General features: G+C 35.2%; 28 protein-coding genes and 1 tRNA gene. 22 read left to right on the top strand and 7 right to left on the bottom strand.

All coding sequences use genetic code 11. The annotated features are described in order from the left end of the window. The first annotated feature begins 79 nt into the window (after window positions 1-79). On the top strand, window positions 80-1,390 hold the full coding sequence (locus AC1Q51_RS08715; protein ID WP_000194023.1) for a DEAD/DEAH box helicase: 1,311 nt from the start codon (window positions 80-82) through the stop codon (window positions 1,388-1,390). Between the two features lie 168 nt (window positions 1,391-1,558). After that, window positions 1,559-2,455, top strand: a complete 897-nt coding sequence (locus AC1Q51_RS08710) for a deoxyribonuclease IV (protein ID WP_000912471.1) — start codon at window positions 1,559-1,561, stop codon at window positions 2,453-2,455. Window positions 2,456-2,473: 18 nt separating this feature from the next. On the opposite strand, the gene AC1Q51_RS08705 is transcribed toward AC1Q51_RS08710, so the two are convergent. Then, window positions 2,474-2,728 carry a DUF2624 domain-containing protein gene (locus AC1Q51_RS08705; RefSeq protein ID WP_001048958.1) on the bottom strand — a complete coding sequence of 85 codons (255 nt, stop codon included), beginning with the start codon at window positions 2,726-2,728 and terminating at the stop codon, window positions 2,474-2,476. A 149-nt stretch (window positions 2,729-2,877) separates the two neighbouring features. On the opposite strand from AC1Q51_RS08705, the gene AC1Q51_RS08700 reads away from it, so the two are divergent. The 4 genes from AC1Q51_RS08700 to AC1Q51_RS08685 all read left to right on the top strand — a co-directional run bounded on the left by AC1Q51_RS08700 (window position 2,878) and on the right by AC1Q51_RS08685 (window position 5,966). Further along, window positions 2,878-3,756: a YitT family protein gene (locus AC1Q51_RS08700; protein WP_000435960.1), complete on the top strand. Its 879-nt coding sequence runs from the start codon at window positions 2,878-2,880 to the stop codon at window positions 3,754-3,756. Between the two features lie 179 nt (window positions 3,757-3,935). Beyond that, window positions 3,936-4,706 carry a metal ABC transporter ATP-binding protein gene (locus AC1Q51_RS08695; RefSeq protein ID WP_001059662.1) on the top strand — a complete coding sequence of 257 codons (771 nt, stop codon included), beginning with the start codon at window positions 3,936-3,938 and terminating at the stop codon, window positions 4,704-4,706. Next, entirely contained in the window at window positions 4,706-5,539 is an 834-nt protein-coding gene (locus AC1Q51_RS08690) for a metal ABC transporter permease (protein WP_000613817.1), read from the top strand. Before AC1Q51_RS08695 ends, AC1Q51_RS08690 begins: the two co-directional genes overlap by 1 nt. Window positions 5,540-5,552: 13 nt before the next feature. Further along, window positions 5,553-5,966 carry a Fur family transcriptional regulator gene (locus AC1Q51_RS08685; RefSeq protein WP_001054516.1) on the top strand — a complete coding sequence of 138 codons (414 nt, stop codon included), beginning with the start codon at window positions 5,553-5,555 and terminating at the stop codon, window positions 5,964-5,966. A 79-nt stretch (window positions 5,967-6,045) separates the two neighbouring features. On the opposite strand, the gene ispG is transcribed toward AC1Q51_RS08685, so the two are convergent. The 3 genes from ispG to yqgB form a co-directional block, all read right to left on the bottom strand. Beyond that, on the bottom strand, window positions 6,046-7,149 hold the full coding sequence (gene ispG, locus AC1Q51_RS08680) for a flavodoxin-dependent (E)-4-hydroxy-3-methylbut-2-enyl-diphosphate synthase (protein ID WP_161114734.1): 1,104 nt from the start codon (window positions 7,147-7,149) through the stop codon (window positions 6,046-6,048). Window positions 7,150-7,313: 164 nt separating this feature from the next. Further along, on the bottom strand, window positions 7,314-7,679 hold the full coding sequence (gene yqfZ, locus AC1Q51_RS08675) for a protein YqfZ (protein WP_000825415.1): 366 nt from the start codon (window positions 7,677-7,679) through the stop codon (window positions 7,314-7,316). A 65-nt stretch (window positions 7,680-7,744) separates the two neighbouring features. Further along, window positions 7,745-8,503 (bottom strand): protein YqgB, encoded by a 759-nt coding sequence (gene yqgB, locus AC1Q51_RS08670; RefSeq protein ID WP_000021895.1) that lies wholly within the window; start codon window positions 8,501-8,503, stop codon window positions 7,745-7,747. A gap of 242 nt (window positions 8,504-8,745) precedes the next feature. Here yqgB and AC1Q51_RS08665 point away from each other — a divergent pair. The 14 genes from AC1Q51_RS08665 to glcK all read left to right on the top strand — a co-directional run bounded on the left by AC1Q51_RS08665 (window position 8,746) and on the right by glcK (window position 23,195). Then, window positions 8,746-8,819, top strand: a tRNA-Ile gene (locus tag AC1Q51_RS08665). 221 nt (window positions 8,820-9,040) lie between these two features. Next, complete coding sequence (sodA, locus tag AC1Q51_RS08660; RefSeq protein WP_001052031.1) at window positions 9,041-9,652, top strand: superoxide dismutase [Mn]; 612 nt, start codon at window positions 9,041-9,043, stop codon at window positions 9,650-9,652. Window positions 9,653-9,769: 117 nt separating this feature from the next. After that, window positions 9,770-11,047 carry an MFS transporter gene (locus AC1Q51_RS08655; protein ID WP_023523062.1) on the top strand — a complete coding sequence of 426 codons (1,278 nt, stop codon included), beginning with the start codon at window positions 9,770-9,772 and terminating at the stop codon, window positions 11,045-11,047. A 109-nt stretch (window positions 11,048-11,156) separates the two neighbouring features. Then, window positions 11,157-13,286, top strand: a complete 2,130-nt coding sequence (locus AC1Q51_RS08650) for a peptidoglycan D,D-transpeptidase FtsI family protein (protein WP_053563643.1) — start codon at window positions 11,157-11,159, stop codon at window positions 13,284-13,286. Window positions 13,287-13,747: 461 nt separating this feature from the next. Continuing rightward, window positions 13,748-14,656, top strand: coding sequence for a PstS family phosphate ABC transporter substrate-binding protein (locus tag AC1Q51_RS08645; RefSeq protein ID WP_492331518.1), 909 nt, complete (start codon window positions 13,748-13,750; stop codon window positions 14,654-14,656). Between the two features lie 27 nt (window positions 14,657-14,683). After that, complete coding sequence (gene pstC / locus AC1Q51_RS08640) at window positions 14,684-15,634, top strand: phosphate ABC transporter permease subunit PstC (protein WP_053563644.1); 951 nt, start codon at window positions 14,684-14,686, stop codon at window positions 15,632-15,634. Between the two features lies 1 nt (window position 15,635). Beyond that, window positions 15,636-16,502, top strand: coding sequence for a phosphate ABC transporter permease PstA (gene pstA, locus AC1Q51_RS08635; RefSeq protein ID WP_053563645.1), 867 nt, complete (start codon window positions 15,636-15,638; stop codon window positions 16,500-16,502). Between the two features lie 28 nt (window positions 16,503-16,530). Continuing rightward, window positions 16,531-17,346, top strand: coding sequence for a phosphate ABC transporter ATP-binding protein (gene pstB, locus AC1Q51_RS08630; RefSeq protein ID WP_000226681.1), 816 nt, complete (start codon window positions 16,531-16,533; stop codon window positions 17,344-17,346). A gap of 289 nt (window positions 17,347-17,635) precedes the next feature. Beyond that, window positions 17,636-18,292: a phosphate signaling complex protein PhoU gene (gene phoU, locus AC1Q51_RS08625; RefSeq protein ID WP_000251246.1), complete on the top strand. Its 657-nt coding sequence runs from the start codon at window positions 17,636-17,638 to the stop codon at window positions 18,290-18,292. A 340-nt stretch (window positions 18,293-18,632) separates the two neighbouring features. After that, window positions 18,633-20,987, top strand: coding sequence for a sugar phosphate nucleotidyltransferase (locus tag AC1Q51_RS08620; RefSeq protein WP_069604534.1), 2,355 nt, complete (start codon window positions 18,633-18,635; stop codon window positions 20,985-20,987). Window positions 20,988-21,056: 69 nt separating this feature from the next. Next, complete coding sequence (rpmG, locus tag AC1Q51_RS08615; RefSeq protein ID WP_001265616.1) at window positions 21,057-21,206, top strand: 50S ribosomal protein L33; 150 nt, start codon at window positions 21,057-21,059, stop codon at window positions 21,204-21,206. A 104-nt stretch (window positions 21,207-21,310) separates the two neighbouring features. Then, window positions 21,311-21,889 carry a 5-formyltetrahydrofolate cyclo-ligase gene (locus AC1Q51_RS08610; protein WP_000656861.1) on the top strand — a complete coding sequence of 193 codons (579 nt, stop codon included), beginning with the start codon at window positions 21,311-21,313 and terminating at the stop codon, window positions 21,887-21,889. Window positions 21,890-21,991: 102 nt separating this feature from the next. After that, a complete protein-coding gene (locus AC1Q51_RS08605; protein ID WP_000253699.1) occupies window positions 21,992-22,192 on the top strand; it encodes a YqgQ family protein in 201 nt (66 codons plus the stop codon). Window positions 22,193-22,211: 19 nt separating this feature from the next. Beyond that, entirely contained in the window at window positions 22,212-23,195 is a 984-nt protein-coding gene (gene glcK / locus AC1Q51_RS08600) for a glucokinase (RefSeq protein ID WP_000391701.1), read from the top strand. A gap of 80 nt (window positions 23,196-23,275) precedes the next feature. Here the strand turns inward: glcK and AC1Q51_RS08595 are convergent, their stop codons facing one another. Beyond that, window positions 23,276-23,449 carry a DUF2759 domain-containing protein gene (locus AC1Q51_RS08595; protein WP_000524852.1) on the bottom strand — a complete coding sequence of 58 codons (174 nt, stop codon included), beginning with the start codon at window positions 23,447-23,449 and terminating at the stop codon, window positions 23,276-23,278. A 170-nt stretch (window positions 23,450-23,619) separates the two neighbouring features. Between AC1Q51_RS08595 and AC1Q51_RS08590 the strand changes: the two genes are divergently transcribed. Both AC1Q51_RS08590 and AC1Q51_RS08585 read left to right on the top strand, forming a co-directional pair. Continuing rightward, window positions 23,620-24,249, top strand: a complete 630-nt coding sequence (locus AC1Q51_RS08590; RefSeq protein WP_000871225.1) for an MBL fold metallo-hydrolase — start codon at window positions 23,620-23,622, stop codon at window positions 24,247-24,249. Window positions 24,250-24,258: 9 nt separating this feature from the next. Further along, window positions 24,259-25,371 (top strand): class I SAM-dependent methyltransferase, encoded by a 1,113-nt coding sequence (locus AC1Q51_RS08585; protein ID WP_065229363.1) that lies wholly within the window; start codon window positions 24,259-24,261, stop codon window positions 25,369-25,371. A gap of 142 nt (window positions 25,372-25,513) precedes the next feature. Here the strand turns inward: AC1Q51_RS08585 and AC1Q51_RS08580 are convergent, their stop codons facing one another. Together AC1Q51_RS08580 and AC1Q51_RS08575 are read right to left on the bottom strand one after the other, a co-directional pair. Beyond that, window positions 25,514-25,804 carry an ArsR/SmtB family transcription factor gene (locus tag AC1Q51_RS08580; RefSeq protein WP_000894377.1) on the bottom strand — a complete coding sequence of 97 codons (291 nt, stop codon included), beginning with the start codon at window positions 25,802-25,804 and terminating at the stop codon, window positions 25,514-25,516. A 433-nt stretch (window positions 25,805-26,237) separates the two neighbouring features. Beyond that, a complete protein-coding gene (locus tag AC1Q51_RS08575) occupies window positions 26,238-26,750 on the bottom strand; it encodes a cysteine hydrolase family protein (RefSeq protein WP_377892173.1) in 513 nt (170 codons plus the stop codon). Window positions 26,751-26,832: the final 82 nt, after the last annotated feature.

Genomic DNA, 26,832 nt, shown 5'->3' with positions numbered 1-26,832 from the left:
TTTTACTTGTAGATTTCGATATAATGTAGACTTGACTGATTTGTGCGCGCAGTAGAAATTTAGAAAGAAGGTGTAACTTATGACACAACAAACTTTTACACAGTATGATTTTAAACCATTTTTAATAGATGCAGTTCGTGAACTACGCTTTACAGAGCCGACAGGAATTCAGCAGAAAATTTTCCCGGTCGTGAAAAAAGGTGTAAGTGTAATTGGACAATCCCAAACAGGTTCTGGGAAAACACATGCATACTTACTTCCTACATTGAACAGAATTAATGCAAGCCGTGAAGAAGTACAACTTGTTATTACAGCACCTACTCGTGAGTTAGCACAACAAATTTACGAAGAGATTGTGAAATTAACAAAATTCTGTGCGGAAGATCAAATGATTACAGCGCGTTGTTTAATTGGTGGAACTGATAAACAACGTTCAATTGAAAAGTTGAAAAAACAACCTCATATCGTAGTCGGGACACCAGGACGTATTAAAGACTTAGTAGAAGAACAAGCATTATTTGTTCATAAAGCAAATACGATTATTGTCGATGAAGCTGACTTAATGCTTGATATGGGATTCATTCACGATGTAGATAAAATTGCAGCACGCATGCCTAAAAACTTGCAAATGCTAGTTTTCTCTGCAACAATTCCTCAAAAACTAAAACCGTTTCTGAAGAAATATATGGAGAATCCAGAGCATATTCATATCAATCCAAAACAAGTTGCAGCTGGAAACATTGAACACTATTTAGTGCCTTCTAAACATCGTAATAAAATTGATTTAGTGAATAAAATGCTACTTCAATTTAAACCGTATTTAGCAGTTGTTTTCACGAATACGAAAAAAATGGCAGATCAAGTTGCTGATGGATTAATGGAACGCGGCTTAAAAGTTGGACGAATTCACGGGGATTTATCACCACGTGATCGTAAAAAAATGATGAAACAAATTCGTGACCTTGAATTCCAATATATTGTTGCGACTGATTTAGCAGCACGTGGTATTGATATTGAAGGAATTAGCCATGTTATTAACTATGAGCTACCATCAGATTTAGATTTCTTCGTTCACCGCGTTGGAAGAACAGCACGTGCGGGGCATTCTGGTATTGCAGTGACGATTTATGATCCAGCAAACGAAGAAGCATTAGATAGCTTAGAAAAACAACGTCATATCGAGTTTAAACATGTAGATTTACGCGGAGATGAGTGGGCAGATTTAGGTGAGCGTCGTCGTCGTAAGAGCCGTAAAAAACCAAATGACGAACTTGATGTTATGGCAACGAAAGTTATTAAAAAACCGAAAAAAGTAAAACCAAACTATAAACGTAAACTTGCAACAGAACGTGACAAAGTGAAGAGAAAATACAGCAATAAAAAAAGATAAGGGGTTTCCCTTATCTTTTTTTAATCCCGCTAATTTAAATGAAGAGTATAGTCTGTTTAAATACTCATATAAATTTGTGTAGTGCGTCTTTTATGAACAAACAATTCACTACATATTTCTACAAATTATGCTATCATTATATCTATTGTATATTGAAGAGGTGATTGTATGTTAAAGATTGGATCTCATGTTTCCATGAGTGGTAAGAACATGTTATTAGCAGCAAGTGAAGAGGCTGTTTCATACGGTGCAACAACGTTTATGATTTATACAGGTGCACCGCAAAATACACGAAGAAAACCAATTGAAGAATTGAACATAGAAGCAGGAAGAAAACATATGGAGCTGAATGGTATTGAGGAAATTATCGTCCATGCGCCGTATATTATTAATGTTGGGAATACGACGAAGCCAGAAACATTCCAATTAGGTGTAGACTTCCTTCGTATGGAAATTGAAAGAACATCGGCATTAGGTGTAGCGAAACAAATTGTTCTTCACCCAGGAGCGCACGTTGGTGCTGGAGCAGATGCTGGTATTCAACAAATTATTAAAGGGCTTAATGAAGTACTAACGCCAGAACAGACGGTTAACATTGCGTTAGAGACGATGGCAGGAAAAGGAACAGAATGTGGTCGTAGCTTTGAAGAAATTGCAAAGATCATTGATGGCGTAAAATATAATGAAAAGCTATCTGTATGCTTTGATACGTGTCATACGCACGATGCAGGATATGATATTGTAAATGACTTTGACGGTGTATTAAACGAATTTGATAAGATCGTTGGCATAGATCGTTTACAAGTACTTCATATTAATGATAGTAAAAATGTACGCGGAGCAGGAAAAGACCGTCATGAAAACATCGGATTTGGTCACATTGGGTATAAAGCATTGCATCACATTGTACATCATCCACAGTTAATGCATGTACCAAAAATTCTTGAAACACCGTATGTAGGGGAAGATAAAAAAGATAAGAAGCCACCATACAAATTGGAAATCGAAATGCTGAAAAACGGTACTTTTGATGAAGGGCTTCTTGAAAAAATTAAAGCGCAATAAGGAGGGGATTTCCCCTCCTTATTTTAGTAATTGCTGAAATAATGTATTTACTTGTTGGGCAGTGGCAGGGGAAGTTACTTTTGCAATCTGTTTTAAGAGCTCTAGTCGCTCGTTGTTATCGTAAATATTAATATTTTTACCTTTCATAAGTAAAACGATTTGGTCAGCTTGTGCAGTCGTAATAGAAACTTCATATTCTTTGCTATATTTTAATAACTCTTTTGTAGAAATATGATTTAATTTTTTATTAACAATTTGTTTAATGAGGTTCATCTTGTTATCCTCCTTCAGGCGTTCTTCTATCGAAATATATGAGCATATAGCTTGTACATATTCGTATAGAGTTTCTTTTTTCATGAGGAAAAGAAGCGTATGTTATAATATAAGGACAAAACTACAGAAAAAGAGTAAAGGGAGGACCTATGGAGCAAAAGCAACATCGAAAAGAAAGTGTTATTCATCTCATTTATCGTTTAGTTATGATTATTTTTGGGGCAGCATGCGCAGCGGTAGCGATTGAACTATTTTTAATGCCAAATAAAATTATTGATGGTGGAATTATTGGTATTTCTCTTATATTAGATTACCTTACTCCTAATATTTGGTGGTTAAGTTTTTCTACTTTAGTCGTTGTTCTCAATATCCCATTTATGTATTCGGGTTATAAGCAAATTGGAAAAACATTCATGTTATCTTCGGCATTTGGTATTGTAGCGTTAGCATTCATTGAGTCAACGTTACATGCGGTGCCACCGTTTACAACAGAGCCTATTTTAGCGACTGTGTTTGGTGGTCTTATTTTAGGTCTTGGTGTAGGACTTGTAATTCGTCATGGTGGATCGTTAGATGGAACTGAAATTATGGGGATTTTATTAACGAAGAAATTACCGTTCTCTGTTGGTGAATTCGTAATGTTTGTGAACTTATTTATTTTTGCATGGGCAGCATTTGTGTTTGGTGTGGAACAAGCGATGTATTCTGTTATGACGTACTATATTGCATTTAAAACGATCGATACAGTAATTCAAGGGCTAGATGAAACGAAAGCAGTTTTAATTGTATCTGATCAATATGAGGAAGTATCAAATGCGATTTTACATCGACTCGGCCGTGGAACTACAAAGCTTGTAGCAAAAGGTGGTTATACAGATAAAGAAAAAGAAGTTATTTATGCAGTTGTAACGCGTCTAGAAGTGACGAAGTTAAAGTCAATTGTGCATGAAATTGATGAAAATGCGTTTGTTACGATTATGAGCACGCAAGAGACAAATGGTGGTAAGTTTAAATCGGCTATTCACTAAACGTATATAGGAATATTTTTCGAAAGCAGAGAATTTTTCTCTGCTTTTTGTTATAATAGTAAGGTTTCTTGAAAAAATAGATATATTTTAGGCAGATTGGTTTACAACTATAATAAGCTGTACTATAATTCAAATAGATATAAATCGGAATCATTCTGAATTAAAATAGGTGAGATGCTATGAATAATATATTAGAGATTGAAGGTTTAACATTCCGGTATGAAGATCGGAATGTGTTAGAAAATATTAATTTGCAAGTTCCGAAGGGAGCTTTTTTAGGTTTAGTGGGACCGAATGGTTCAGGTAAATCAACTTTACTTAAGTGTTTATTAGGCGTTTTAAAGCCAAAAGAAGGAAGCATTCGTGTGTTTGGCGTTGATAGTAAGAAGTTTAAGGAATGGAATAAAGTTGGTTATGTATCCCAAAAAGCAAATAGTTTCAATTCTGGTTTTCCAGCAACTGTTTCTGAAGTTGTGTCAATGGGACTTGTTTCGAAAAAAGGGCTTTTTCGCTTTTTCACAAAAGAGGATAAGAAAAAGGTAGAAAAAGCAATTGCTGATGTAGGGATGAGTGAGTTTCAAGGTCGTAATATTGGAGAGCTTTCTGGTGGACAGCAACAGCGTGTATTTATTGCTCGTGCGCTCGTTAGTGATCCTGAATTGCTTATTTTAGACGAGCCTACTGTTGGAATCGATGTAAAAAATGTGGAAAGTTTTTACGAAATATTAGAGGATTTAAACAAAAGGCTCGGGATCACATTAATTCTTGTTACTCATGATATGGGAGCTGTTACCGAAAAAGTAACACATGTTGCATGCCTAAACCAACATCTACATTTCCATGGAAATGTAGAGAAGTTCCGAGAGTTAGAAGATGCAGAAATGTCCGTCTTATATGGACATCATGTTCATCGTTTAGAACACGAACATGAGCATCACGGGAGGATATAATGATACAAGATTTTTTACAATATGACTTTTTACGTAATTCTTTATACGCAGGTATTTTAATTGGACTTGTTGCACCACTAATAGGTGTGTTTGTTGTTATTCGTCGTTTATCTCTTATTGCGGATGCATTAAGTCACGTGACGTTATCAGGTATTGCAGCAAGTTTATTACTTGAAAAAACCATTTTTACAGGTGGGTTTTTAAACCCCTTATATATGGGGATGGTTTTTTCAATTGGTGGAGCGCTATTAATCGAAAAGTTAAGAACTGTATATAAGCACTATCAAGAATTAGCAATTCCGATTATCCTTTCGGCAGGGATGGGAGTTGGAGTTATTTTCATTTCACTTGCAAATGGATTTAACACAGACTTATTTAGTTATTTATTTGGTAGTGTCAGTGCTGTAACAAGTACGGATTTAATTATTATTGGGATTGTAGCAATTGTTGTTGTTGCGACAATTATTTTATTATATAAAGAGCTGTTTCTACTATCATTTGATGAGGAATACGCAGTATCAACTGGTTTAAGAGCGAAATGGATTCACTTTATTTTCATTATATTAGTTGCTCTTGTCATTGCAGTATCAATGCGTGTAGTAGGGGTTCTTCTCGTATCATCATTAATGACGTTACCAGTTGCAGCAAGTATTCGTATTGCTAAAGGATTTAAACAAACAATTTTCTTTTCCATTTTATTTGGTGAAATTGCAGTAATTGGTGGAATGTTTGCTTCGTATCAACTTGATCTAGCACCAGGTGGTACAATTGTTATGATAGCAGTTCTTATTTTAATCGGTGCGATTTTATGGAAGAAGAAAAAAACTGCATAAAGTAGGGATAGGTATGAATCTAACAGAAGCTTTACGCCTAATGAAGGAAAAAGGATACAAACATACTGGAAAAAGAGAAGAGATGCTCAGATTATTTGCAGCACATAATCGTTATTTAACTGCGAAAGACGTTTTAGAGCATATGAAAGACGATTATCCAGGGCTTAGTTTTGATACGATTTATCGTAACTTAACAGTTTTTGCTGAGATTGGTGTTTTAGAACAAACGGAATTAAATGGTGAAAAACATTTTCGTTTCACTTGTTCTATTATGGAACATCATCATCATTTTATTTGTTTGGATTGTGGTGGGACGAAAGAGATTACTTCCTGCCCAATGGATTTTATGAATAAAGATTTTACTGGTTATGAAGTAACGGGTCATAAGTTTGAAATATATGGTCGTTGTCCAAAATGTGCAAAGTAAAAGCTCGTCGGTTATATAACTGACGAGCTTTTTTACGTAGAAAAGAAGGTTGCTCACAAATATTGTGGCAACCTTCTTTTTATTGTTCTTGTGTCTCTTTTTCTTTTTCTCGTTCAGCAGCCATTTCAGCAGCAATTACGTCGATTTCTTTTTTCAGTTCTTCTACCATTGTTTCTTCTGGTACTTTACGAACGACTTGCCCTTTACGGAATAATAATCCCTCTCCACGTGCACCAGCAATACCGATATCAGCTTCACGAGCTTCACCAGGACCATTTACAGCGCAACCAAGTACTGCAACTTTAATTGGTACTTGAAGTGTAGAGATGTATTCTTCCACTTCGTTAGCGATGCTAATTAAATCGATTTCAATACGACCACAAGTTGGACAAGAGATAAGTGTCGCTGCGTTAGACGCAAGACCGAATGATTTTAATAATTCACGAGCAACTTTTACTTCTTCAACTGGATCAGCACTTAATGAAATACGTAGTGTATTTCCGATGCCTTTACTTAAGATTGCTCCAAGACCAGCGGCACTTTTTACAGTTCCAGCAAACAATGTTCCAGATTCTGTAATACCTAAATGTAATGGGTAATCAAAAGCGCGAGCAGCTTTCTCGTATGCTTCGATTGCTAAGTTAACATCAGAGGCTTTCATAGATACGATAATATCGTGGAAATCTAAGTCCTCTAAAATTTTAATATGATGTAGCGCGCTCTCAACCATACCATCAGCAGTTGGGTATCCGTACTTTTCTAAAATGTGGCGCTCTAATGAACCAGCGTTTACACCAATACGGATTGGAATACCGCGCTCTTTTGCTGCATTTACAACAGCTTCTACTTTATGGCGACGACCAATATTACCTGGATTGATACGTACTTTATCAATGCCACCTTCAATTGCTTTTAAAGCAAGGCGATAATCAAAATGAATATCAGCAACAAGTGGAATGTTGATTTGTTTTTTTATATCAGCAATAGCATTAGCTGCGCGTTCATCTGGAACGGCAACGCGGACGACTTGACAGCCAGCTTCTTCTAAACGCTTGATTTCAGCAACTGTTGCTTCAACATCATGTGTTTTTGTTGTTGTCATACTTTGTATAATTAATTCATTATTACCGCCAATTGTTAAATTACCGACTTTAACTGGACGTGTTTTTGTACGATGAGTCATTTCATTCACGAATAGATCGCTCTCCTTATAAAAGAAGTTTCTTATTTAGTCCCTCATATCAATGATAGTATACGTGATATAGGGCTATAGAAACCGAAGTGCTCGGTTTCACTTTTACTATTGTATCAGCGCCTTTATGTAATTGACAAGGATTAAGTGATGGCTTATTGATATAACGGGAATTTATAAGACTTTCCAATTTGTATTTTTGTAGCAGATGTACTTTTGTTTAATTGTTTAAAGTCGTCAATGACTTTTTCTATGGAAGGAATTTTTTTCTTGTTAATTTGTTCTGTAATAGAAAGAACTGTCTCGCCAGTTTTTACTTCAATTGTTTTATAAGATGTATCCGTTTCTTTTTCTGTTTTATTCTCTTTATTTTGTTGGCTGTCTGTGTTTTCTTTTTTAATCGTTTGGGCAGCAGTTGTTTTTTTATATGAACTTAACATCGGTAAAGTACCGATTTTTATATCGTAATAAAATATATAACCGAGAACAAGCACGAATAGAAATATACCTAACCTCTTCATATTCTTCACTCCTTTGCTAGGAATATATGCTTGTCCAAAAAAAAAATGCCTATTTAGGCATTTTTTTATTTTTCTTTCGGTTGGGGTACCTCTTTAATCGTTAAGTATAGAACGATTAAAACAACAGCGATATAAATGAATGTTGCGCCAGGTACGACGATTTTGAATAAATCCATAATCATGAAGAAAATGGTTGGGATTGTGTAGCTGTATGCAGTTAGTGTCCAAACTTGTTTATAGGATAGTTTACGTTGACCGCTCATAGCAGAACCGATGAACGCAAGTAAAGTCACGCCTACAAAAGTGATGAATAATTGGAATAGGTACACTAAGAATCCAATAACAAATAATAAAATTGGATAAATATTATCGAATAAAGAAATAAATTCTTGTAGATCTTTTTTCTCAAGAGATGCACCTAACAAATCGTTATAAGAATACGTTTGTGTTTGACCATTTCCCATAGAGACTACTTTATCTTTTAAAACAAATAAACCTGTTTTATTTTGATATTTTTCTAGGTCTGTTGAATTTGGATCAAATACGAAAAGTGCATTTCCTTCTTCTTTTTCAATAGGCTGATCAATATCGGCTTTTAGTTCGCCATTTTCAATTTTAAAATCAGGTAAATCTTTATCGATGACTTGATTTACCATGCCTACACCATCTTGGATAAAACTACCGTACAAAAAAGTTCTTGGAATAGTAGTAATTAAGCAAAGTAGCATAATATACAAAATGGTTTTACCGATTTTTTGAAAACGGAATAGCGCCATATCTTTAGGCGAGTATATGCTTTTTACGAATTGGGTAAATATGGACATAGATTCACTTCCTTTATGTATGTATAAAATCATTGTAACGTAGGAATCTAGAGAATCTCAAGATATATTATATTTACATATAGTGGAGATAACTAAATTTCTTTTTATTAACTTTCTTCTTTTAAATAAGAAAAATACAATTGACACTTTTCTTTTCTATATGGTAAATTTATCTTACATTTCTTAAAGGGCATATCTGATAGGAATTCCTTTATTTGATATGTTGTTACATACATAATTGTGGACCCTTAGCTCAGCTGGTTAGAGCAGACGGCTCATAACCGTCCGGTCGTAGGTTCGAGTCCTACAGGGTCCATATCCATTTCGCATGTTTATTATGTTAGCAGGAAGCTTCCTTGTAGAAGGAAGCTTTTTTTACGGAATATATGAGCATTTTAATTGAAAAGAAGTGGGAATTTTGCTACTTTAATGATAGCAAGACAATGTGATTTATTTGTTTGCACCCTATGGCAATTAGGGTAGAATGAAGTTGTATGTCACTTAAGTGGCAATACATAAACTGGGAGGAATATAACAATGGCAAAACACGAATTACCAAATTTACCTTATGCGTATGATGCTTTAGAGCCTCACTTTGACAAAGAAACAATGAACATCCATCATACAAAACATCACAACACGTACATTACAAACTTAAACGCTGCTTTAGAAGGTCATGCAGAATTAGCTGACAAAAGCGTAGAAGAATTAGTTGCAAACTTAAACGAAGTACCAGAAGCAATCCGTACAGCAGTACGTAACAATGGTGGCGGACATGCTAACCATACATTCTTCTGGACAATCCTATCTCCAAACGGCGGAGGACAACCTGTAGGTGAACTTGCAACTGCAATTGAAGCAAAATTCGGTAGCTTCGATGCATTCAAAGAAGAATTCGCAAAAGCTGGCGCAACTCGCTTCGGTTCTGGTTGGGCTTGGTTAGTAGTAAACAATGGTGAGCTAGAAGTAACAAGCACTCCAAACCAAGATTCTCCTTTAACTGAAGGTAAAACGCCAGTTATCGGTTTAGATGTTTGGGAGCATGCTTACTACTTAAACTACCAAAACCGTCGTCCAGACTACATCGGTGCATTCTGGAACGTTGTAGATTGGAACGCTGCTGAAAAACGTTACCAAGAAGCAAAATAATTGTAATAAATATAGAAAAAAGCTAGGGGAGAACCCCTAGCTTTTTTCTATGCTTTCCTTTTACATAATTGGGCTTGTCTTTGGAAGACTAGAACATGAAGTAAAGGAGAGTTGTGTATGAAGTGGAAACATATAATTGGTGACGTTGAAGTGAATCGGGATTTAGTGTTATTGCTCCTTATAGGAGGTTTATACACGCTCGCAATTTCTTTATCGAATACGTTTGTAAATATTTATTTATGGAAACAAACACAAAATTATGTGAATCTTGGCTTGTATAATTTGGCCAGCGTTATATTACAGCCTCTCACATTTCTTGTAGGGGGAAAATTAGCGAAACGTATCGATCGCTCGATTTTATTACGAATAGGAGTAGGAACGCTCGCAATTTTTTTTATTGTTGTCTTAGTAGCGGGGAAAAGTGCTTCTCAGTATATTTTATTAATGGGGGCTCTTTTAGGAGTAGGATACGGTTTTTACTGGTTGGCTTTTAACTTATTGACATTTGAAATTACAGAACCAGAAACAAGAGATTTCTTTAATGGGTTTCTTGGACTTCTTACATCCTTCTCTGGGATGATCGGACCAATAGCAGCAGGATACACAATTTCACGTATGGAGAAATGGAGTGGTTATACTGTTATATTCTTTCTTTCATTAGTTCTATTTGCAATTGCTGTCGTCTTAAGCTTCTTTTTATCTAAAAGAGAATGTGAAGGGCGTTATGAAATCGTGCAAGTATTGAAAGAACGACGGATTGATAAAAACTGGGGAAAGATTACACGAGCTCATTTTTTCCAAGGATTGAGAGAAGGAACGTTTATTTTTGTCATTTCAGTATATGTTTATTTAGCAACTAATAGTGAGTTCGCATTAGGGAAATATAGTTTAGTGAACTCTGCTGTATCCTTTGTATGTTATTACTTAGTTGCTCGTATGTTAAAGAAGGAGTGGCGAAAAAAAGCAATTTTACTTGGAGGCATTATTTTATATGCTGTCGTCTTTTTAGTTATTTTCAATGTTACATACACGAAATTACTTATTTATGCGGCATGTATTGCGATTGCATATCCTATTTTACTTGTTCCGTATGGATCAATGACATATGACGTAATTGGTAGAGCGAAAAATGCGAGAGAATGGCGTGTGGAATATGTCGTTGTTCGGGAGCTGTGGTTAAACGCCGGAAGAATCTGTTCCATTTTAAGTTTTTTATGTGCTGTACTATTCTTTCCACCTGAAAAAAGTTTACCTTACTTATTATGTATTTTAGGTGCTGGACATTTTCTTATTTATTTTGCAGTTAAAAATGTCAAATATGATGAGGGAAATGCGAGTAAAACAAGTGTTGTAACGCAAGGAAACGCGCAAAACCAAACTGAACCAGAAGGTTAACTTCTCGTTTGTTTTATGCTAGAATAGAAAAAGATGTAAGACAGCAGTGAGGACACCTGTATGAAGGTGTCCCTTTCACATTACATAGCTGTTGGTAGAGGGGGTTTGTATGAGCAAGAAGCAGAAGCAAAATAAGAAAAAGACCCACGTTCCTTTTCGGTTAAACGTGCTGTTTTTCTGCGTGTTTTTAATGTTCTCCGCGGTTATTGTAAGGCTCGGATATGTACAAATTGTTCGCGGTGAAGAATATAAGAATGAAGTGGAGAAGAAAGAAAATTCAACGATAAGTAATCCTGTACCGCGTGGGAAAATATTTGACCGTTATGGGCGACCTGTAGTAGATAATGCAGCCATTCGTACTATTACATTTACAAAAATGAAAGGATCAACTGCAGAGGATCGCTTAGAAACAGCGAAAAAGCTAGCAGATTTGATTGAAGTACCGACAGATAAATTAACAGATCGCGATAAAAAAGATTATTGGCTTGCTATGCATAAAGAGGAAGCTAAAGAAAAAATTACGAATAAAGATCGTCAAGAGTTTAAAGATAAAAAAATTGATGATAAAGAATTAGACGAGCGTCAGCGCAGTCGTGTAACAGAAGAAGAGATTAATCAATTATCCGCAAAAGATCTAGAAATACTAGCGATTAAGAGTAAGATGGATGGCGGATATGCAATGACACCTCAAGTTCTTAAGAAAAATGCAACAGATGAAGAATATGCGATTATTAGTGAAAATTTAGCGCAATTGCCGGGAGTAGATACAAGTGTTGATTGGGAACGAAAATATGCATATGATGGTGATTTGTTCCGAAGTGTACTTGGTGGTGTAACAACTTCTGACGAAGGTTTACCAAGAGAAAGACTAGATTACTATCTTGTTCGTGATTATAATCGAAATGACCGAGTAGGAAAAAGTTATCTTGAACAACAGTATGAAGATAGTCTGCACGGTACGAAAGCAGAAGTTAGAAATGTTACAGATAAAAACGGTAATATTTTAGAAACGATTAATGTATCAAAAGGACAAAGTGGTAATGACCTGAATTTAACGATTGATATGGAATTACAAAAGCGCGTGGAGGATATTCTTACGAAGAATTTAATGAGATTTAAAGGAAGCGAACCTCTTTTAGATCGCGCATTCGTTGTAATGATGAACCCAAAAAATGGTGAAGTTTTATCTATGGCTGGGAAACAATTAGTTAACGAAGATGGTCAAACGAAAGTAAATGACTTTGCATTAGGTACCATGACAAGTTCTTATCCGATGGGGTCAACTGTAAAAGGTGCAACAGTACTTACTGGATATCAAACTGGTGCGATTCAACCAGGTTCAGTACAATTGGATGAACCAATTAAATTAAAAGGTACACCTACGAAGTCATCTTGGAAAACGATGGGATATATTAATGACCTTACAGCTTTAAAAATGTCTTCTAACGTTTATATGTTTAAAACAGCGATGAATATCGCTGGTGTTCCATATGTGAGAGGTGGTACGTTAGATATACCTCAAAAAGCATTTGATACGATGCGTTATTATTTCGGACAGTTTGGACTTGGTGTAAAAACAGGAATTGATTTACCGAATGAATCTGCTGGTCAGATGGGGAGAGGTAGTCAACCAGGTTTCTTACTAGATTTATCAATTGGACAGTATGATACGTATACACCGCTTCAATTAGCGCAATATATTTCGACGATTGCCAATGGTGGATATCGTATGCAACCACAAGTTGTAAAAGAAATTCGTCAACCGGCAGTGAAACCAGATGAAGTTGGGAAAGTTGTTCAATCTATGGAACCGAAAGTATTAAATCGTGTTGATATGCCAGAATCGCAAATTAAACGTGTTCAAGAAGGATTTAGACAAGTGTATAATGATTCAGGTGGTACAGCTACCAAATACTTTACAGGTGCAAAATATAAAGCGGCAGGGAAGACAGGTACCGCGCAAACTGTGTATGGCGGAGATAAAGAGATTGGTAGAAAGGCAAATGGTGAACGTGTGGAAACATATAACTTAACATTAGTAGGTTATGCGCCACTTGAAGATCCAGAAGTAGCATTCTCTGTTGTCGTTCCATGGGTACATGATGATAAGACTGGTATTAATGGATATATTGGTCGTGAAATTATGGACGCCTACTTTGATTTAAAAAACCAAGAAGTAAATGGTGAAGCTCCAAAAGATGATAAAAACAATAAAAATAAAGATCAAGATGATGAATAAAAAAATTTTAAAAAAGCACACTATCTGAAAAGATAGTGTGCTTTTTTTTATGGTTTATGCATATCGTGTAATAAATGTGGACAAGTATACAATATTGGGAAACACGCGGCCTTATAAATAATACTTGTATATGATGAGATAGGGGATAACTGTTTTATAGGGAAATTATCAGAGAAAATGAATAACTACTACCGATTAAAATTGTATCCCGTTATTAACGGGCAGTAAGACCCCCATCTCAAAATTCAGTGAAAGCAAAGAAGTTAGGTGGGGGTCGGGCTGTCCGTAAAAGCCCGATTGGTGAGGGCTGATTAAAGTTTCACTTTATCGTATGTTGATTTTTGTGGAACTTTACAAAACTTTTACAAACAATTAAAACCGAATTAATAGTTTAGCAGTATTCTTATATCTGTAATCCTGTTATTTCCGGTTACTTCTAGGAGGAAGAACACGTGAAATGGATGCGTACACCGATTATAATTTTCGTACTATCGATATGGTTCCTCTGTTTTGAAATGTCTACTGCATTTGCTTTAAATGATATGGGAGAAGTGAGAGTTGATGGATCCTCAACGGTTTTTCCTATTATAGAAGCAGTAGCGGAGGAATATACAAAGGTGCATCCAGACGTGAAAATTTCCATCAGTGTTTCTGGAACTGGAGGAGGATTTAATCGTTTCAGTAAAGGAGAAGTAGATATAAATAATGCTTCGAGAGTAATGAAACAAGTCGAGAAAAATGAGATGAAGAAAAACTCTATTCAGTTCACACCTTTTGAGGTCGCTAACGATGGTCTTACAATCGTTGTGAATCGGCACAATACATGGGTAGACGATATGTCAGTAGACGAGTTACGTTTACTGTGGAGTGAAGATGGAAGAGAGAAGCGATGGTCACAAATTCATTCAACATGGCCACGTGAACAAGTGAAGTTTTATGCACCAGGCGTAGACTCTGGTACTTATGATTATTTTCAAAATGTCATCTTACAAAATCATCGCATTGTAAAAAAAATCTCTTTGTCTGAAGATGATCAAGTTATTATGCAAGGGGTAATGAATGATAAACATGCCATTGCTTTTGTAGGATATGCTTATTATATGGCTAATCGAGATAAGGTGAAAGCAATAAAAGTGAATGGTGTATTTCCGACGAAAGAGACCATTCAGTCAGGTAAGTATAAGCCGTTATCTAGGCCGCTACTTACTTATGTGAATAATGCATCTATCCGAAATAAAATGAATGTAGCAAACTATGTTCAGTTTATGATTCAGCATGTTGGTAACCTCGCTGAAGAGGTCGGGTATGTAAAATTAAGAAAAGAAAAATACAATGAACAGCTGCGTATGTTAACAGAAATAAAAAGGTAATGTCAGGGTGGAAAGGGGTTTTCATCTTTGGCTCATAATGACAAAAGTCAAATTACATTTTCTGTACAATATTTGATTGAAAGAAATACAAAACAAAGAAAAAAAACGCAGCGAATCAATCGAATAATGCCTTTGTTACTAAAGATAATTGCTAGCGTTTCTATTGTTACGACACTTGGAATTGTTTTTACGCTCTCTAATGAAACAATCATGTTTTTTCAAAAAATATCATTGTACTCCTTTTTGACGGAGAAAGAATGGTTACCGTTTTTTGAAAATCCTAAATTCGGTATATTACCACTTATATGTGGAACGTTCCTTGTAACAGCAATCGCTATGTTTGTAGCAATTCCTATCGGTTTAGCGTGTGCCGTATTTTTAAGCGAATATGCTTCAAATAGTGCACGGAAAATATTAAAGCCGATGTTAGAGCTATTAGCAGGTATCCCGACAATTGTATATGGTTTTTTTGCATTAACAATTGTTACGCCGCTTTTACAAAGGATTATACCAGATTTACAGTTTTTTAATGCGATTAGCCCAGGAATCGTTATCGGATTTATGATGATGCCTACAGTTGCATCTCTATCTGAAGACGCGATGAGAGCTGTGGTGAAAGGGACGAAAGAAGCTTCATTAGCACTCGGAGCGACGCGGTTTGAAATGGTAAAACAAGTGGTGTTTCCGTCCGCTTTTACAGGGATTATGGCAGCAATTATATTAGCGGCTTCGCGTGCAATTGGTGAAACGATGATTGTTGTAATTGCGGCAGGATCCACACCAAATGTATCGCTTGATCCGACACATTCTATTCAAACGTTAACAGCCTATATTGTGCAAGTAAGTTTAGGTGATGCTCCGCATGGAACGATTACGTATTACAGCATGTATGCTGTAGGCGCAACATTATTTTTGTTTACCTTTATTATGAACATCATTTCGCAGTCAATTATGCGCCGTTTTAGGAGGATGACATAATATGCGAATGTTGAATCATAAAAAAATACAAAAAAATATGGCATCACGCTTTTTAAAAGATCGAATTTACAAATTGTTATTTTATATAGCAATTTTATTTTCAATCGTAATTTTGTTTTTGTTACTGTTTCAAATTGTTGAAAAAGGTATAAGTTATCTTTCAATAGATTTCTTTACAAATTTCGCTTCACGTAATCCGAAAGAAGCTGGTATTGCTGCAGCTTTGTCAGGGACAATATTATTTATGAGTATTGTTATACCTGTTTCTTTTATATTTGGAGTTGGAACAGCACTTTATTTAGAGCAATATGCGAAGGAATCTCTATTTAAAAAAATAATAGAGATTAATAATCAAACGTTAGCAGGAGTACCATCCGTTGTATTTGGATTGCTTGGTTTAACTATTTTTGTATATGCTCTTCATTTAGGAGAGAGTATAGTTGCAGCAGCACTGACGATGAGTTTACTCGTCTTACCAACAGTTGTTGTGGCGAGTCAAGAAGCAATCCGATCAGTACCAAGTGCATTATTAGAGGGTTCTTACGGATTAGGTGCTACGAAGTGGCAAACGATGTATCAAATTGTATTGCCATATGCTTTCCCGGGGATTATAACGGGCTGTACGTTAGCGATATCAAGAGCAATTGGAGAAGCAGCACCACTATTAGTTATTGGGGCACTTGCGTTTGCAAATTATGTTCCATTTAGTATGTTTGATAGATTTACAGTTTTACCAATTCAAATTTTTAATTGGATGAGTAGGCCACAAGAAGAATTTCAGTATGTAGCAGCAGCTGGGATGATTGTTTTGTTAGGTTTGTTGCTATTTATCAATATATTTGTTTTATGGTTACGAAATCGAAAATAAGTTGGAAGTGGATGAAAGGGGAATTCAAATGGTAGCAACAGTAGTAAATGTACAGGTGAAAAACGAAGAGAAAATCGAGACTGCGCCAAAGAAAGTAGTATTTGATACGAAAAACTTAAATTTATGGTATGGGGAAGACCATGCTTTAAAAGATATTAATTTAAGTATTCATGAGAATGAAGTTACAGCAATTATCGGTCCAAGTGGCTGTGGTAAATCAACGTACTTAAAAACGTTAAATCGCATGGTAGAGTTAGTACCGATCGTTCGAACTACAGGTGTAATTGAATATAGAGAACGCAATATATTTGATAAATCATATCCAGTTGAAGAATTAAGAACGCACGTAGGAATGGTGTTCCAAAAGCCAAATCCATTTCCAAAATCTATTTATGAGAATGTAGCATACGGTCCAAAAATCCATGGTATCCGTGACAAAAAGACATTAGATGAAATTGTTGAGAAAAGTTTACGCGGAGCAGCAATTTGGGATGAGTTAAAAGATCGTTTGCACGATAATGCATACGGTTTATCTGGTGGACAGCAACAGCGTCTATGCATCGCACGTTGCTTAGCTATTGAGCCAGACGTTATTTTAATGGATGAGCCAACATCGGCACTAGATCCAATTTCAACATTAAAAGTAGAAGAATTAATTCAAGAGTTAAAGAAAGACTTTAGTATTGTTATCGTAACGCATAATATGCAACAAGCAGCGCGTATTTCAGACAAAACCGCTTTCTTCTTAAGCGGGGAAGTTGTGGAGTATACAGATACAAACAAATTATTTACGACGCCTTCAGATAAGCGTACAGAAGATTATATTACAGGTCGCTTTGGTTGATATCGTTGCAAAGCTAAGAGAAAATGCCCTCTTAACAGAGGGCATTTCTTATTTTTATCTCACTTTAATAGGGAAGTAATACCTTCTCTTTATCTTAAGGTTTATTACAAGCGTAAGAGGTTATGTAGGAGATTTATCCCGCTATTTGCGGGCAGTAAGACCCCACCTCAAAATTCAGCAAAAGTAAAGAAGTTAGGTGGGCGGGCGGCCTGTAAAAGCCCGATTGATGAGGGGTGATTAAAGTTTCACTTTGTATATAATGGCACATAATATTGAGGGGGAAGAAAAAATGGTAAGAGAACAGTTTCAAGGTGATTTAAAAGTGTTACAGCAAAAGGTGATTGAGCTTGGCGAATTAGCAAATGCGGCTTTATTGATTGCTATGGAAGGTCTGCATACAAGGGATGTAGAGAAAGCGTTAGAGGTCATTGATGGTGATTACCGTATGGATAATTTAGAAGAGGAAATAAACGATCTTGCGCTTATGCTCATTACGAAGCAGCAACCTGTAGCAAGTGACTTAAGAAGAATCTTTATTTCAATTAAAACAGCGACAGATTTAGAGCGTATTGCAGATCATGCTGTTAATATTGCAAAGGCTACAATTCGTCTTGGGGAAAAAGAAGTGGCTGTTAGTTTGCACAACCTGGATGAAATGTTTGCGGTTGCAAATAAGATGTTGCATTTAGCGTTAGAAGCATATGAACAAGAAAATTTAACTTTCGCGAAACAAATTGCTGAAATGGATGATTCCGTTGATGAAATATATGGAAAAGCAATTCGTGAGTTTATATCTTCAGTTCCGGAACAACCAGAAGCAATTACGCAAATTACACAATTATCATTTGTGGCGAGATATATTGAGCGTGTAGCAGACCATATTACAAATATTGCTGAAAATGTATTTTATTTAGTAAAAGGAAAGCATTATTTATTGAATGAGTAGGAATAAAAGTAGGTGATGAGAAATCACCTGCTTTTTTTAGTCAAAACATGACAAAAAAAGCTCGTTGTTTCCTTTAGTTTATGATGATAAGATGTATCATAATGTAATGGGAAAATTAGTATATATGTTGTTCGTTAATAAGTATTATTTATCAATTAATAGTAAGCGCTTTCTTGTCATTTGAAACGTACGTTTTTATAGGTGGGAAATTTAATTATAGGGTCTTTTAAATGAGGATTCGTTTAACTAATCAAGTTTATGCTGCTAGTTCATGTGGGATAGAGAATATACATATGGTATATGGAGCTACTGAACATTATATAAGTGGAGGCTGAAGTATATGAAGGGGGTTATTTTAGCTGGAGGAAAAGGAAGACGCCTTAGACCATTAACATGTAATACTCCAAAGCCGATGTTACCATTATTAGAAAAACCAGTTTTAGAATACAATATTGAGTTATTACGCCAGCATGGTATTCGTGAAATTGCAATTACTGTTCAATATATGAGTACTACGATTAAGCGATATTTTGGTGATGGTAGTAAATGGGGAGTTAACTTGTATTATTTTGAAGACTCTCCTCCACTTGGTACAGCAGGGAGTATTAAACAAGCAGAACAATTTTTAGATGAAACATTTGTTGTAATAAGCGGGGATGCATTAACTGACTTTCAATTATCAGAAGGAATTAGGTTTCATGAACAAAAGAAAAGAATGGTAACAATGTTTGTGAAAGAAGTAGAAAATCCACTCTCATTTGGATTGGTTGTAATGAATAAAGACCAGGAGGTTACACGATATATAGAAAAGCCGGGTTGGAATGAGGTAGTATCTAATGTTGTGAATACAGGCATATATATTATGGAGCCAGAAATCTTTTCTTACATACCGCCTAGACAATTTTTTGATTTCAGTCATGATGTGTTTCCTTTATTGGCAAACAAAAATGTGTTATTCGCATATTTGTCAGAAGGTTATTGGTTAGATATCGGCACATTTAATCAATATCGACAAGCACAATTTGATTTGTTAACGAAAAAGTTACAAGTACCTATTCCTTATACGGAAGTATTACCGATGGTATGGATGGGAGAAGGGGTGACGATTGGGAAAGGGACAAAAATTCATGGCCCCTCTTTCATTGGAGAAGGAGCAAAGATTGGTACAGGAGCTGTAATTGAGCCATATTCTATTATTGGAAAAAATAGTATCATTTCAAATTATTCTCATCTTCAAAAAAGTATTGTTTTTGCAAATGCCCATATTGGAAAGTATTGTGAACTATTAGAAACGACAATAGGAGAGCGTACAATAGTTGAAGATGACGTTACACTGTTTCAAAAAAGCATTGTAGCGGATCACTGTCATATCGGGAGAAGTACGATAATTAAGCAAAAAGGAAAACTATGGCCTTATAAGGCGATTGATAGTCATTCGATAGTAGGAGCGGCTGGTATTCAAGAGAGTGAAATGAGTGCAGGGTGGTTACAAAAAAGCCGCATTGTAGGAAGAGGGAATGTTGAAATTACTCCCCAGTTTATCGTGAAGATTGCGATGGCGTATGGCTCTCTTTTTACAAAAGGAGAAAGTATATTAATTGGAAGTCAAGAAAATATAGAAACAACCTCTTATAAAAATTTATTTTTACATGCTATTCATGGTATAGGGATTCATACGATGGAATGCAAAGAAATGAACGAGTCACTTTTTCAATATAGTGTTCATCATTTGCAATGTGCAGGTGGGGTTTTCATTCAAGTGGAGAATGAGAATGAGATTGTTATAAAGTTGTATGGTCAAGCTGGCATGCCGTTAACGTATAAGCAGCAAAAAGAGATAGAACAAGTATATATGTCCGAATTGTTTTATTACGTGCATGAGAAAGAGATGGGGCGAAATAAGCTGGTTCATGTTTCTATGAATGAGTATATAGAAGTTATATTGGGGCATATTGATATCGAGAAAATACAGATGCAGAAGTTTCATCTTCTTATTAATAAGAGAAATGATACGTTGCAACATTTACTTATGCTCTTTCTACAAAGACTTGGTTGTACAGTTACATGGATTTATGCAAGTGAACAAAAAGATCATGTGAAAGCTTTGATGAAATCAAGTAAAGCGAATATGGCTCTTATGTTTTCTGAGCAAGGAAATCATTTCGAGTTATACGATAAACATAGTAATATTTACCAGGGTACAGATTTAGAAGAGGTAGATATTCCAGATTTCTTACTCGAATCTACAGGAAATATTTACCCAATGTCTTTGAAATTAGGAGAATGTTATCTTCTGTTTTATACGCAGGATGAAAGGAAGTCGTTTCAAGTAAGGTGGAAGCGAGATATTTTATATCGAATTGGAAAATTATTTGAGCTAATAGCATTGCAAGGAAAAACGTTTCTCAGCATAGTAGAGCAATCACCTCCGCTCTATTTACTTTATGATGAAGTGGTATGTTCATGGAATGAAAAAGGGAAAATTATGAGGAAATTATTGGATGATATTGAAAGGAAGGGAGAAGGCATATTTGAAGGAGTACAGTTCAAATATACTGAAAAAGAGTGGTCTTATATCGTTTCTGACACAAAACAACCAAAATTTTTAGTGTATTCACATGCTAGAAACCCAGTAATAGCAAGGGAAAACATGAAAAATATTATAGAAAAAATTAGACAATATCAAAAGGTGTAGAATTTTTATTTTAAAAGTGGTATTATAGTATAGTCTGATTTAAGTTATTAGTACTGGAGGGAAATAAGAATGCGTGTGAATATTACTCTAGCATGTACAGAATGCGGAGATCGTAACTATATCTCAAAGAAAAATAAACGTAACAACGCTGAGCGTATCGAGCTTAAAAAGTATTGCAAGCGTGACAAGAAGTCTACGTTACACCGTGAAACAAAGTAAGCAGTAGGAATATTTTCCTACTGTTTCTTTTTTTATTCGATTCCTATGTTAAAAGTGATACACTATCATCATAGAGTAAAGTGTCACTGTAAGGAGGAGAATGTGTGAAAGAAGAGAAAGTGCGTTTGCGTAAACAAATAATAGAACACATGAATTCTTTATCAGAAGAACAGTATACAACTTTATCAGAACAGATTGCATTTTCGTTGTATGCGCAAAAAGAGTGGGTTGAAGCTAAAACAATTGGAATTACTCTTTCAATGGAAAATGAAGTGAATACATATCCTATTATCGAAAAAGCTTGGGAAGAAGGAAAGAAAGTTGTAGTTCCTAAGTGTAATAAAGGAACAAGAACGATGTCCTTCCGGAAAATTAGTGATTTTGATCAATTAGAAACGGTGTATATGAATTTACGTGAACCGATTCCGGGACTTACGGAAGAAGTCAGTGCGGATGACATTGATCTTCAAATTGTGCCAGGCGTAGCTTATACAGAGCGAGGAGAACGGATTGGATACGGCGGGGGCTATTATGATCGTTATCTCGTGCATTATAAAGGGAAAACGCTATCATTAGCATATGATTTTCAAATGGTAAAACACATTCCGGTAGAGCCATTTGATAAAAATATAGAAAAAATTATTACAGAAAAAGGAACAATGCTTATAAATGAGCTTGTATAGACAAATAAAAATTGACGAGACTTTTTCTTCTTGATTATAATAAAATATGTGAACGTTTTCTTATTATAATTTTTATAGTAAGTGAGCATAGAGGGTGATGAAATGGTATCTATTTATGATATTCAGCAATTGCTAAAGAAATTTGGTACGATTATTTATACGGGAGATCGAATTGCAGATTTACAATTAATGCAAGATGAATTGCGTGAATTAAATCAATCACAGCTAATCGATCCACAAGACTATCAAACAGCTTTATTTTTATTGAAGCAAGAAATTCAAAAAGAGCTAAATAAGAATTAGATAAAGGTAGGTAAGCAACATGGAAGAGAAATGGTTAGTTGGTGTTGACCTTGGTGGTACAACGATTAAATTAGCATTTATTAATGTATACGGCGAAATTTTACATAAGTGGGAAATCCCTACAAATACAGGTGAGCAAGGAAAACATATTACACTTGATGTTGCGAAAGCAATTGATAAAAAGCTAGAAGAATTAGGCGAATTGAAGAGCAAGTTAATTGGTATTGGTATGGGAGCTCCTGGCCCTGTACATGTGGCATCTGGAATGATTTATGAAGCGGTTAATTTAGGGTGGAAAAACTATCCGCTAAAAGATTTATTAGAAGTAGAAACAGGATTACCTGTTGTTATTGATAATGATGCAAACTTAGCAGCGCTTGGTGAAATGTGGAAAGGTGCTGGTGAAGGTGCAAAAGATTTAATCTGCATGACACTTGGTACGGGCGTTGGTGGTGGTGTAATCGCCAATGGTGAGATTGTACACGGCGTGAGTGGTGCTGCTGGTGAGATTGGACATATTACAGTAGTTACAGAAAATGCTTTCCCATGTAATTGCGGGAAGTCTGGTTGCTTAGAAACAGTAGCATCTGCGACAGGTATTGTACGTGTTGCTATGCAAAAAATACAAGAGACTAATAAAGAAAGCATGTTGCGTTCTATGTTAGCTGAAGAAGGACGTATTACATCAAAAGATGTCTTTGAAGCACTTGGACAAGGTGATGAATTAGCAGGCGAAGTAGTAGAAAAGGTAGCTTCTTATTTAGGGTTAGCTGTAGCGAACCTATCTAGTACGTTGAACCCAGAGAAAATTGTTATTGGTGGAGGCGTGTCTAAAGCTGGAGATGCGCTATTAGAACCAATTCAACGCTATTTCGAGCAATACGCTTTCTCACGTGCTGTAAAGAGCACGAAGTTAGCTATTGCAACACTTGGTAATGATGCAGGTGTTATCGGAGGAGCTTGGCTTGTAAAAAAGCACAAATACGAAGCGAAGATGATATAAGTTTTGAAATATGAAAAGAGGAAGGGGGAACCCTTCCTCTTTTTGTGTGAAATCTCGATGAAGAATAAAGTGTAAACGAATTAAGCTGCTGGTGGATACCCGTTATATAGAACAGTCATGATCGTAAACCATCCGAAAACGAGTACAGTTGCAATTGCAAAGCCGCTCGCGAAAAAGTTTTTTTCACGAAGTGTTCTAAGCGTAGCAAATACAGCTAACAGAGTGACAAGTGTAAAAATAATAACAAGGCCCATGCAATATCCTCCTCTGTCTACCCATTTCTTATTATGAGTTTTTGGAATATTTACTCTTTTATATTGTACATGTTTTAAAAATGATTGTCGAGATAGCATCCTTTCTTTTCCTAAGAGAAAGAAATGTTGTATCATTAAAAGTAAGTTTAATAACTGGAGGAGATTTTCATATGAAATGGATACAAATGCCGTTAGGCCCATTACAAACAAATGCTTATATTTTAATGAACGATCAAAAAGAGTGCATTATCTTTGACCCTGGGCACGAAGGTGAAAAGCTCGTTACATATTTACAAGAAGAACAATTAAAACCATTGGCTGTTTTATTAACGCATGCTCACTTTGATCATATCGGTGCTGTTGATGCGGTAAGAGACGCTTTTCATATTCCTGTATACGTACATAAAGAAGAAGCAGATTGGTTAGGAGATGCAACTGTAAACGGCTCTCAAATTTTTATGATGAACCGCAGTATTACAGCAAAACCAGCGGATCATATTATTGATGCAGAAGGTACATTAACAATTGGATCATTTAATTTTGAAATTTTTGAGACGCCAGGACATTCTCCAGGAAGTATTTCTTATTATAGTAAAGAGGCAAATGCTGTATTCTCAGGAGATGTATTGTTCCAAATGAGCATTGGAAGAACAGATTTGCCTGGTGGAAGTTTTGCTGAATTAATTGGAAGTATTGAAGAGAAATTATTTGTATTACCAGATGAGACAGCGGTGTTATGTGGACATGGTCCAGAAACAAGCATTGGTTTTGAAAAAGAAAATAATCCGTTTTTACAATAAGGAGTCATTATGGGAATGGAGCTCATTTTAAGAGAATGGATGGGGAAAGAAAAGGATTATTCAATTTCATATAGTACGTATATGAACCTTGTATTGTATACAGAAGGTCATGGATATTATATGAAAGAACGTGAAAAGATTGGAAGACAAGGGGATTTTTTTACAAGTAGCAATGTATCCTCTGTTTTTGCAAAAACTTTTGCTAAACTTTTTATTCGTCTTGTTGAAAATGGTGAAGTTGCTTCGAATATTTGTGAGGTTGGTGGGGGAACTGGAAAGTTTGCCTATGATGTTTTACAAGAATGGAAGCAATTATCTCCAAAAACCTTTATTGATTTAAACTATTCAATGATTGAAGTGAGCCCTTTTCATAGGAAATTACAGCAGGAGCAGCTTGGCTCATTTTCTAATGTATCGTACTATACCTCCTATAGTGAAATGGGAGATTCTTTCGAGGGAATTCTCTTTTCGAATGAGTTGTTTGATGCATTTCCTGTTGAAATAATTGAGAAAAGAAATGGTATGTTGTATGAAGTGCGTATTACATATACAGAGGAAGGAAACCTTTCAGAAGTATGTAGGCCGTTAGATAAAAGAATTGGTCGATATTTATTGAAATATAATATTCATATTGCTGAAGGGCAACGTTTTGAAGTACCAATTGTGATGGAGGAGTATATAAAAGAAATCGCGAAATGGTTTCAAAAAGGTATATGTATTACAGTTGATTACGGATACACAAAAGAAGAATGGATGCATCCAGCACACCGTGAAGGAAGTTTGCGAGGTTATTATCAGCATAAGCTAATACGTAACCCACTAGCGCATCCAGGTGAAATGGATCTTACTACTCATATTCATTGGGACGAGCTAAAGGAGATGTTTAGTATGCAAGGAATGAGTGCAGTATGGCATAAGAAACAATCTGAGTTCTTGTTAGCTGCAGGGATATTAGAACAGCTTACGAGCCATCAAGATATGAATCCTTTTTCTGAAACACAAAAACAAAATCGAGCAGTTCGTTCTATGATTTTGAATGGAGGAGTAGGGAGTGCGTTTGATGTTGTTATACATACAAAAGATATGCAACATTTACATTTGGAGCGGTATGTAACAATATAAAAAACAAGACACAGTATATACTGTGTCTTGTTTTTTAATACGACTTATGTAGTATTATATATTTCCTCTCATGATATATATTTATATTAAAGATATGAGATAAAAAATATAGAATACGTTCTTTTTCTTCGATTATTAGTCCCTAACCTAATAATACGCGAACGAGTTGAATTATTGTTTCGTTCTCTACTTTGTAATAAATTTCTAATCCTTTTCTTTCACTAGAAACGATTTTAGCGCTTTTTAATTTTGCTAAATGCTGTGAAATTGTAGATTGTGGCATGTTTAAGCCAGTGTACATTGTAGAAACGTTGCTTGGACCGCGCTCAATTAATCCTTTTACGATACATAAACGAACAGGATGAGCCAGCACTTTTAATAATTCTGCATTACTTTCATATAGTTCTAATTCTTTTTGAAAGGTTTCTAACATGTTCTTTTCCACCTCCGTGTGAGCTATTATACCATACTATACATACCAAAAATTTAAAGAAAAGAAAATAGTTGTTGCAGAAAAAAAGTCCTAAAGTAAAGAAATTGTAAGAAAAGAGACCATGATGTAAATAAAATAGGTAAATTAGCACGTTTTTGTAAAATGACATTTTTGGGTGAAAATTTCGATGCGTTTTAAAAATTGAAAGATATAGATATATTTGTAACACAATTTTATCATGATTTTCTTATTCTTTCAAATGAATATACGAAATTTTTAAAATAATATGACAAAGGAATTATAATGATATATATAGAATATAAAACAGGTTAAAAGAAAAGAAGCTGAATGTAATTCGCTTCTTTATGGTGATAATGAAATATTTGATTACGGCTGATAAATCTTAGGATAATCAAGTCATTAGTCATTTATTCTAAAATTCATCTTTTAGCAACGTTAAAAATCTGTGATTCCATATGTTCTCGTAAAAATCAATTGTCTCTTTTGCGGACATAAAAGGATTATTCAACGTAGAGGTTGTTTTCTGTATCATAAAGTTTTCGTATCCCAGTCCGTGGGCAAACTTAATCGTAGCATCCATACAGTACTCTGTTTGGGCACCACAAAATTCAATGTGATTTACAGATAATTGATCTAAAATTTCTTTTAAGTTTGTTTTATAAAATGAATTAGCATGTGTTTTTCTTACAAAAAAATCTTGTTCTTGAACATCAAGATCGGTATGAATAGCCCAAAGTTCTTTCTCGGGTACTAAATCATCATCACAATGTTGAACAAAAAGGATTGGTTTATTTAATTTTCTGTATGAAGAAATTCTTTTATTTACTTTTGTTAGTAAGTTCTGTAAATCAAATAAATGCTCTCCGCCATAACATACGCCATTTTGTAAATCGATAACGATTAAAATATCTGCACAAGTATCCATTATTTTCCCCCCTTTTTTATTTCTTAATATATCAATTAATCCATTATTTAGAAATAGATGATATACTTTTATTTTTTATGGA

The sequence above is a fragment of the Bacillus sp. MT94 genome (assembly GCF_058792475.1).
This window is presented reverse-complemented; position numbering and strand designations above follow the sequence as displayed.

What these genes read in the sequence shown, in the direction of transcription:
- AC1Q51_RS08715 (WP_000194023.1), top strand. Translation starts at nt 80, where the DNA reads ATGACACAACAAACTTTTACACAGTATGATTTTAAACCATTTTTAATA.
- AC1Q51_RS08710 (WP_000912471.1), top strand. Translation starts at nt 1,559, where the DNA reads ATGTTAAAGATTGGATCTCATGTTTCCATGAGTGGTAAGAACATGTTA.
- AC1Q51_RS08705 (WP_001048958.1), bottom strand. Translation starts at nt 2,728, where the DNA reads ATGAACCTCATTAAACAAATTGTTAATAAAAAATTAAATCATATTTCT.
- AC1Q51_RS08700 (WP_000435960.1), top strand. Translation starts at nt 2,878, where the DNA reads ATGGAGCAAAAGCAACATCGAAAAGAAAGTGTTATTCATCTCATTTAT.
- AC1Q51_RS08695 (WP_001059662.1), top strand. Translation starts at nt 3,936, where the DNA reads ATGAATAATATATTAGAGATTGAAGGTTTAACATTCCGGTATGAAGAT.
- AC1Q51_RS08690 (WP_000613817.1), top strand. Translation starts at nt 4,706, where the DNA reads ATGATACAAGATTTTTTACAATATGACTTTTTACGTAATTCTTTATAC.
- AC1Q51_RS08685 (WP_001054516.1), top strand. Translation starts at nt 5,553, where the DNA reads ATGAATCTAACAGAAGCTTTACGCCTAATGAAGGAAAAAGGATACAAA.
- ispG (WP_161114734.1), bottom strand. Translation starts at nt 7,149, where the DNA reads ATGACTCATCGTACAAAAACACGTCCAGTTAAAGTCGGTAATTTAACA.
- yqfZ (WP_000825415.1), bottom strand. Translation starts at nt 7,679, where the DNA reads ATGAAGAGGTTAGGTATATTTCTATTCGTGCTTGTTCTCGGTTATATA.
- yqgB (WP_000021895.1), bottom strand. Translation starts at nt 8,503, where the DNA reads ATGTCCATATTTACCCAATTCGTAAAAAGCATATACTCGCCTAAAGAT.
- sodA (WP_001052031.1), top strand. Translation starts at nt 9,041, where the DNA reads ATGGCAAAACACGAATTACCAAATTTACCTTATGCGTATGATGCTTTA.
- AC1Q51_RS08655 (WP_023523062.1), top strand. Translation starts at nt 9,770, where the DNA reads ATGAAGTGGAAACATATAATTGGTGACGTTGAAGTGAATCGGGATTTA.
- AC1Q51_RS08650 (WP_053563643.1), top strand. Translation starts at nt 11,157, where the DNA reads ATGAGCAAGAAGCAGAAGCAAAATAAGAAAAAGACCCACGTTCCTTTT.
- AC1Q51_RS08645 (WP_492331518.1), top strand. Translation starts at nt 13,748, where the DNA reads ATGCGTACACCGATTATAATTTTCGTACTATCGATATGGTTCCTCTGT.
- pstA (WP_053563645.1), top strand. Translation starts at nt 15,636, where the DNA reads ATGCGAATGTTGAATCATAAAAAAATACAAAAAAATATGGCATCACGC.
- pstB (WP_000226681.1), top strand. Translation starts at nt 16,531, where the DNA reads ATGGTAGCAACAGTAGTAAATGTACAGGTGAAAAACGAAGAGAAAATC.
- phoU (WP_000251246.1), top strand. Translation starts at nt 17,636, where the DNA reads ATGGTAAGAGAACAGTTTCAAGGTGATTTAAAAGTGTTACAGCAAAAG.
- AC1Q51_RS08620 (WP_069604534.1), top strand. Translation starts at nt 18,633, where the DNA reads ATGAAGGGGGTTATTTTAGCTGGAGGAAAAGGAAGACGCCTTAGACCA.
- rpmG (WP_001265616.1), top strand. Translation starts at nt 21,057, where the DNA reads ATGCGTGTGAATATTACTCTAGCATGTACAGAATGCGGAGATCGTAAC.
- AC1Q51_RS08605 (WP_000253699.1), top strand. Translation starts at nt 21,992, where the DNA reads ATGGTATCTATTTATGATATTCAGCAATTGCTAAAGAAATTTGGTACG.
- glcK (WP_000391701.1), top strand. Translation starts at nt 22,212, where the DNA reads ATGGAAGAGAAATGGTTAGTTGGTGTTGACCTTGGTGGTACAACGATT.
- AC1Q51_RS08595 (WP_000524852.1), bottom strand. Translation starts at nt 23,449, where the DNA reads ATGGGCCTTGTTATTATTTTTACACTTGTCACTCTGTTAGCTGTATTT.
- AC1Q51_RS08590 (WP_000871225.1), top strand. Translation starts at nt 23,620, where the DNA reads ATGAAATGGATACAAATGCCGTTAGGCCCATTACAAACAAATGCTTAT.
- AC1Q51_RS08585 (WP_065229363.1), top strand. Translation starts at nt 24,259, where the DNA reads ATGGGAATGGAGCTCATTTTAAGAGAATGGATGGGGAAAGAAAAGGAT.
- AC1Q51_RS08580 (WP_000894377.1), bottom strand. Translation starts at nt 25,804, where the DNA reads ATGTTAGAAACCTTTCAAAAAGAATTAGAACTATATGAAAGTAATGCA.
- AC1Q51_RS08575 (WP_377892173.1), bottom strand. Translation starts at nt 26,750, where the DNA reads ATGGATACTTGTGCAGATATTTTAATCGTTATCGATTTACAAAATGGC.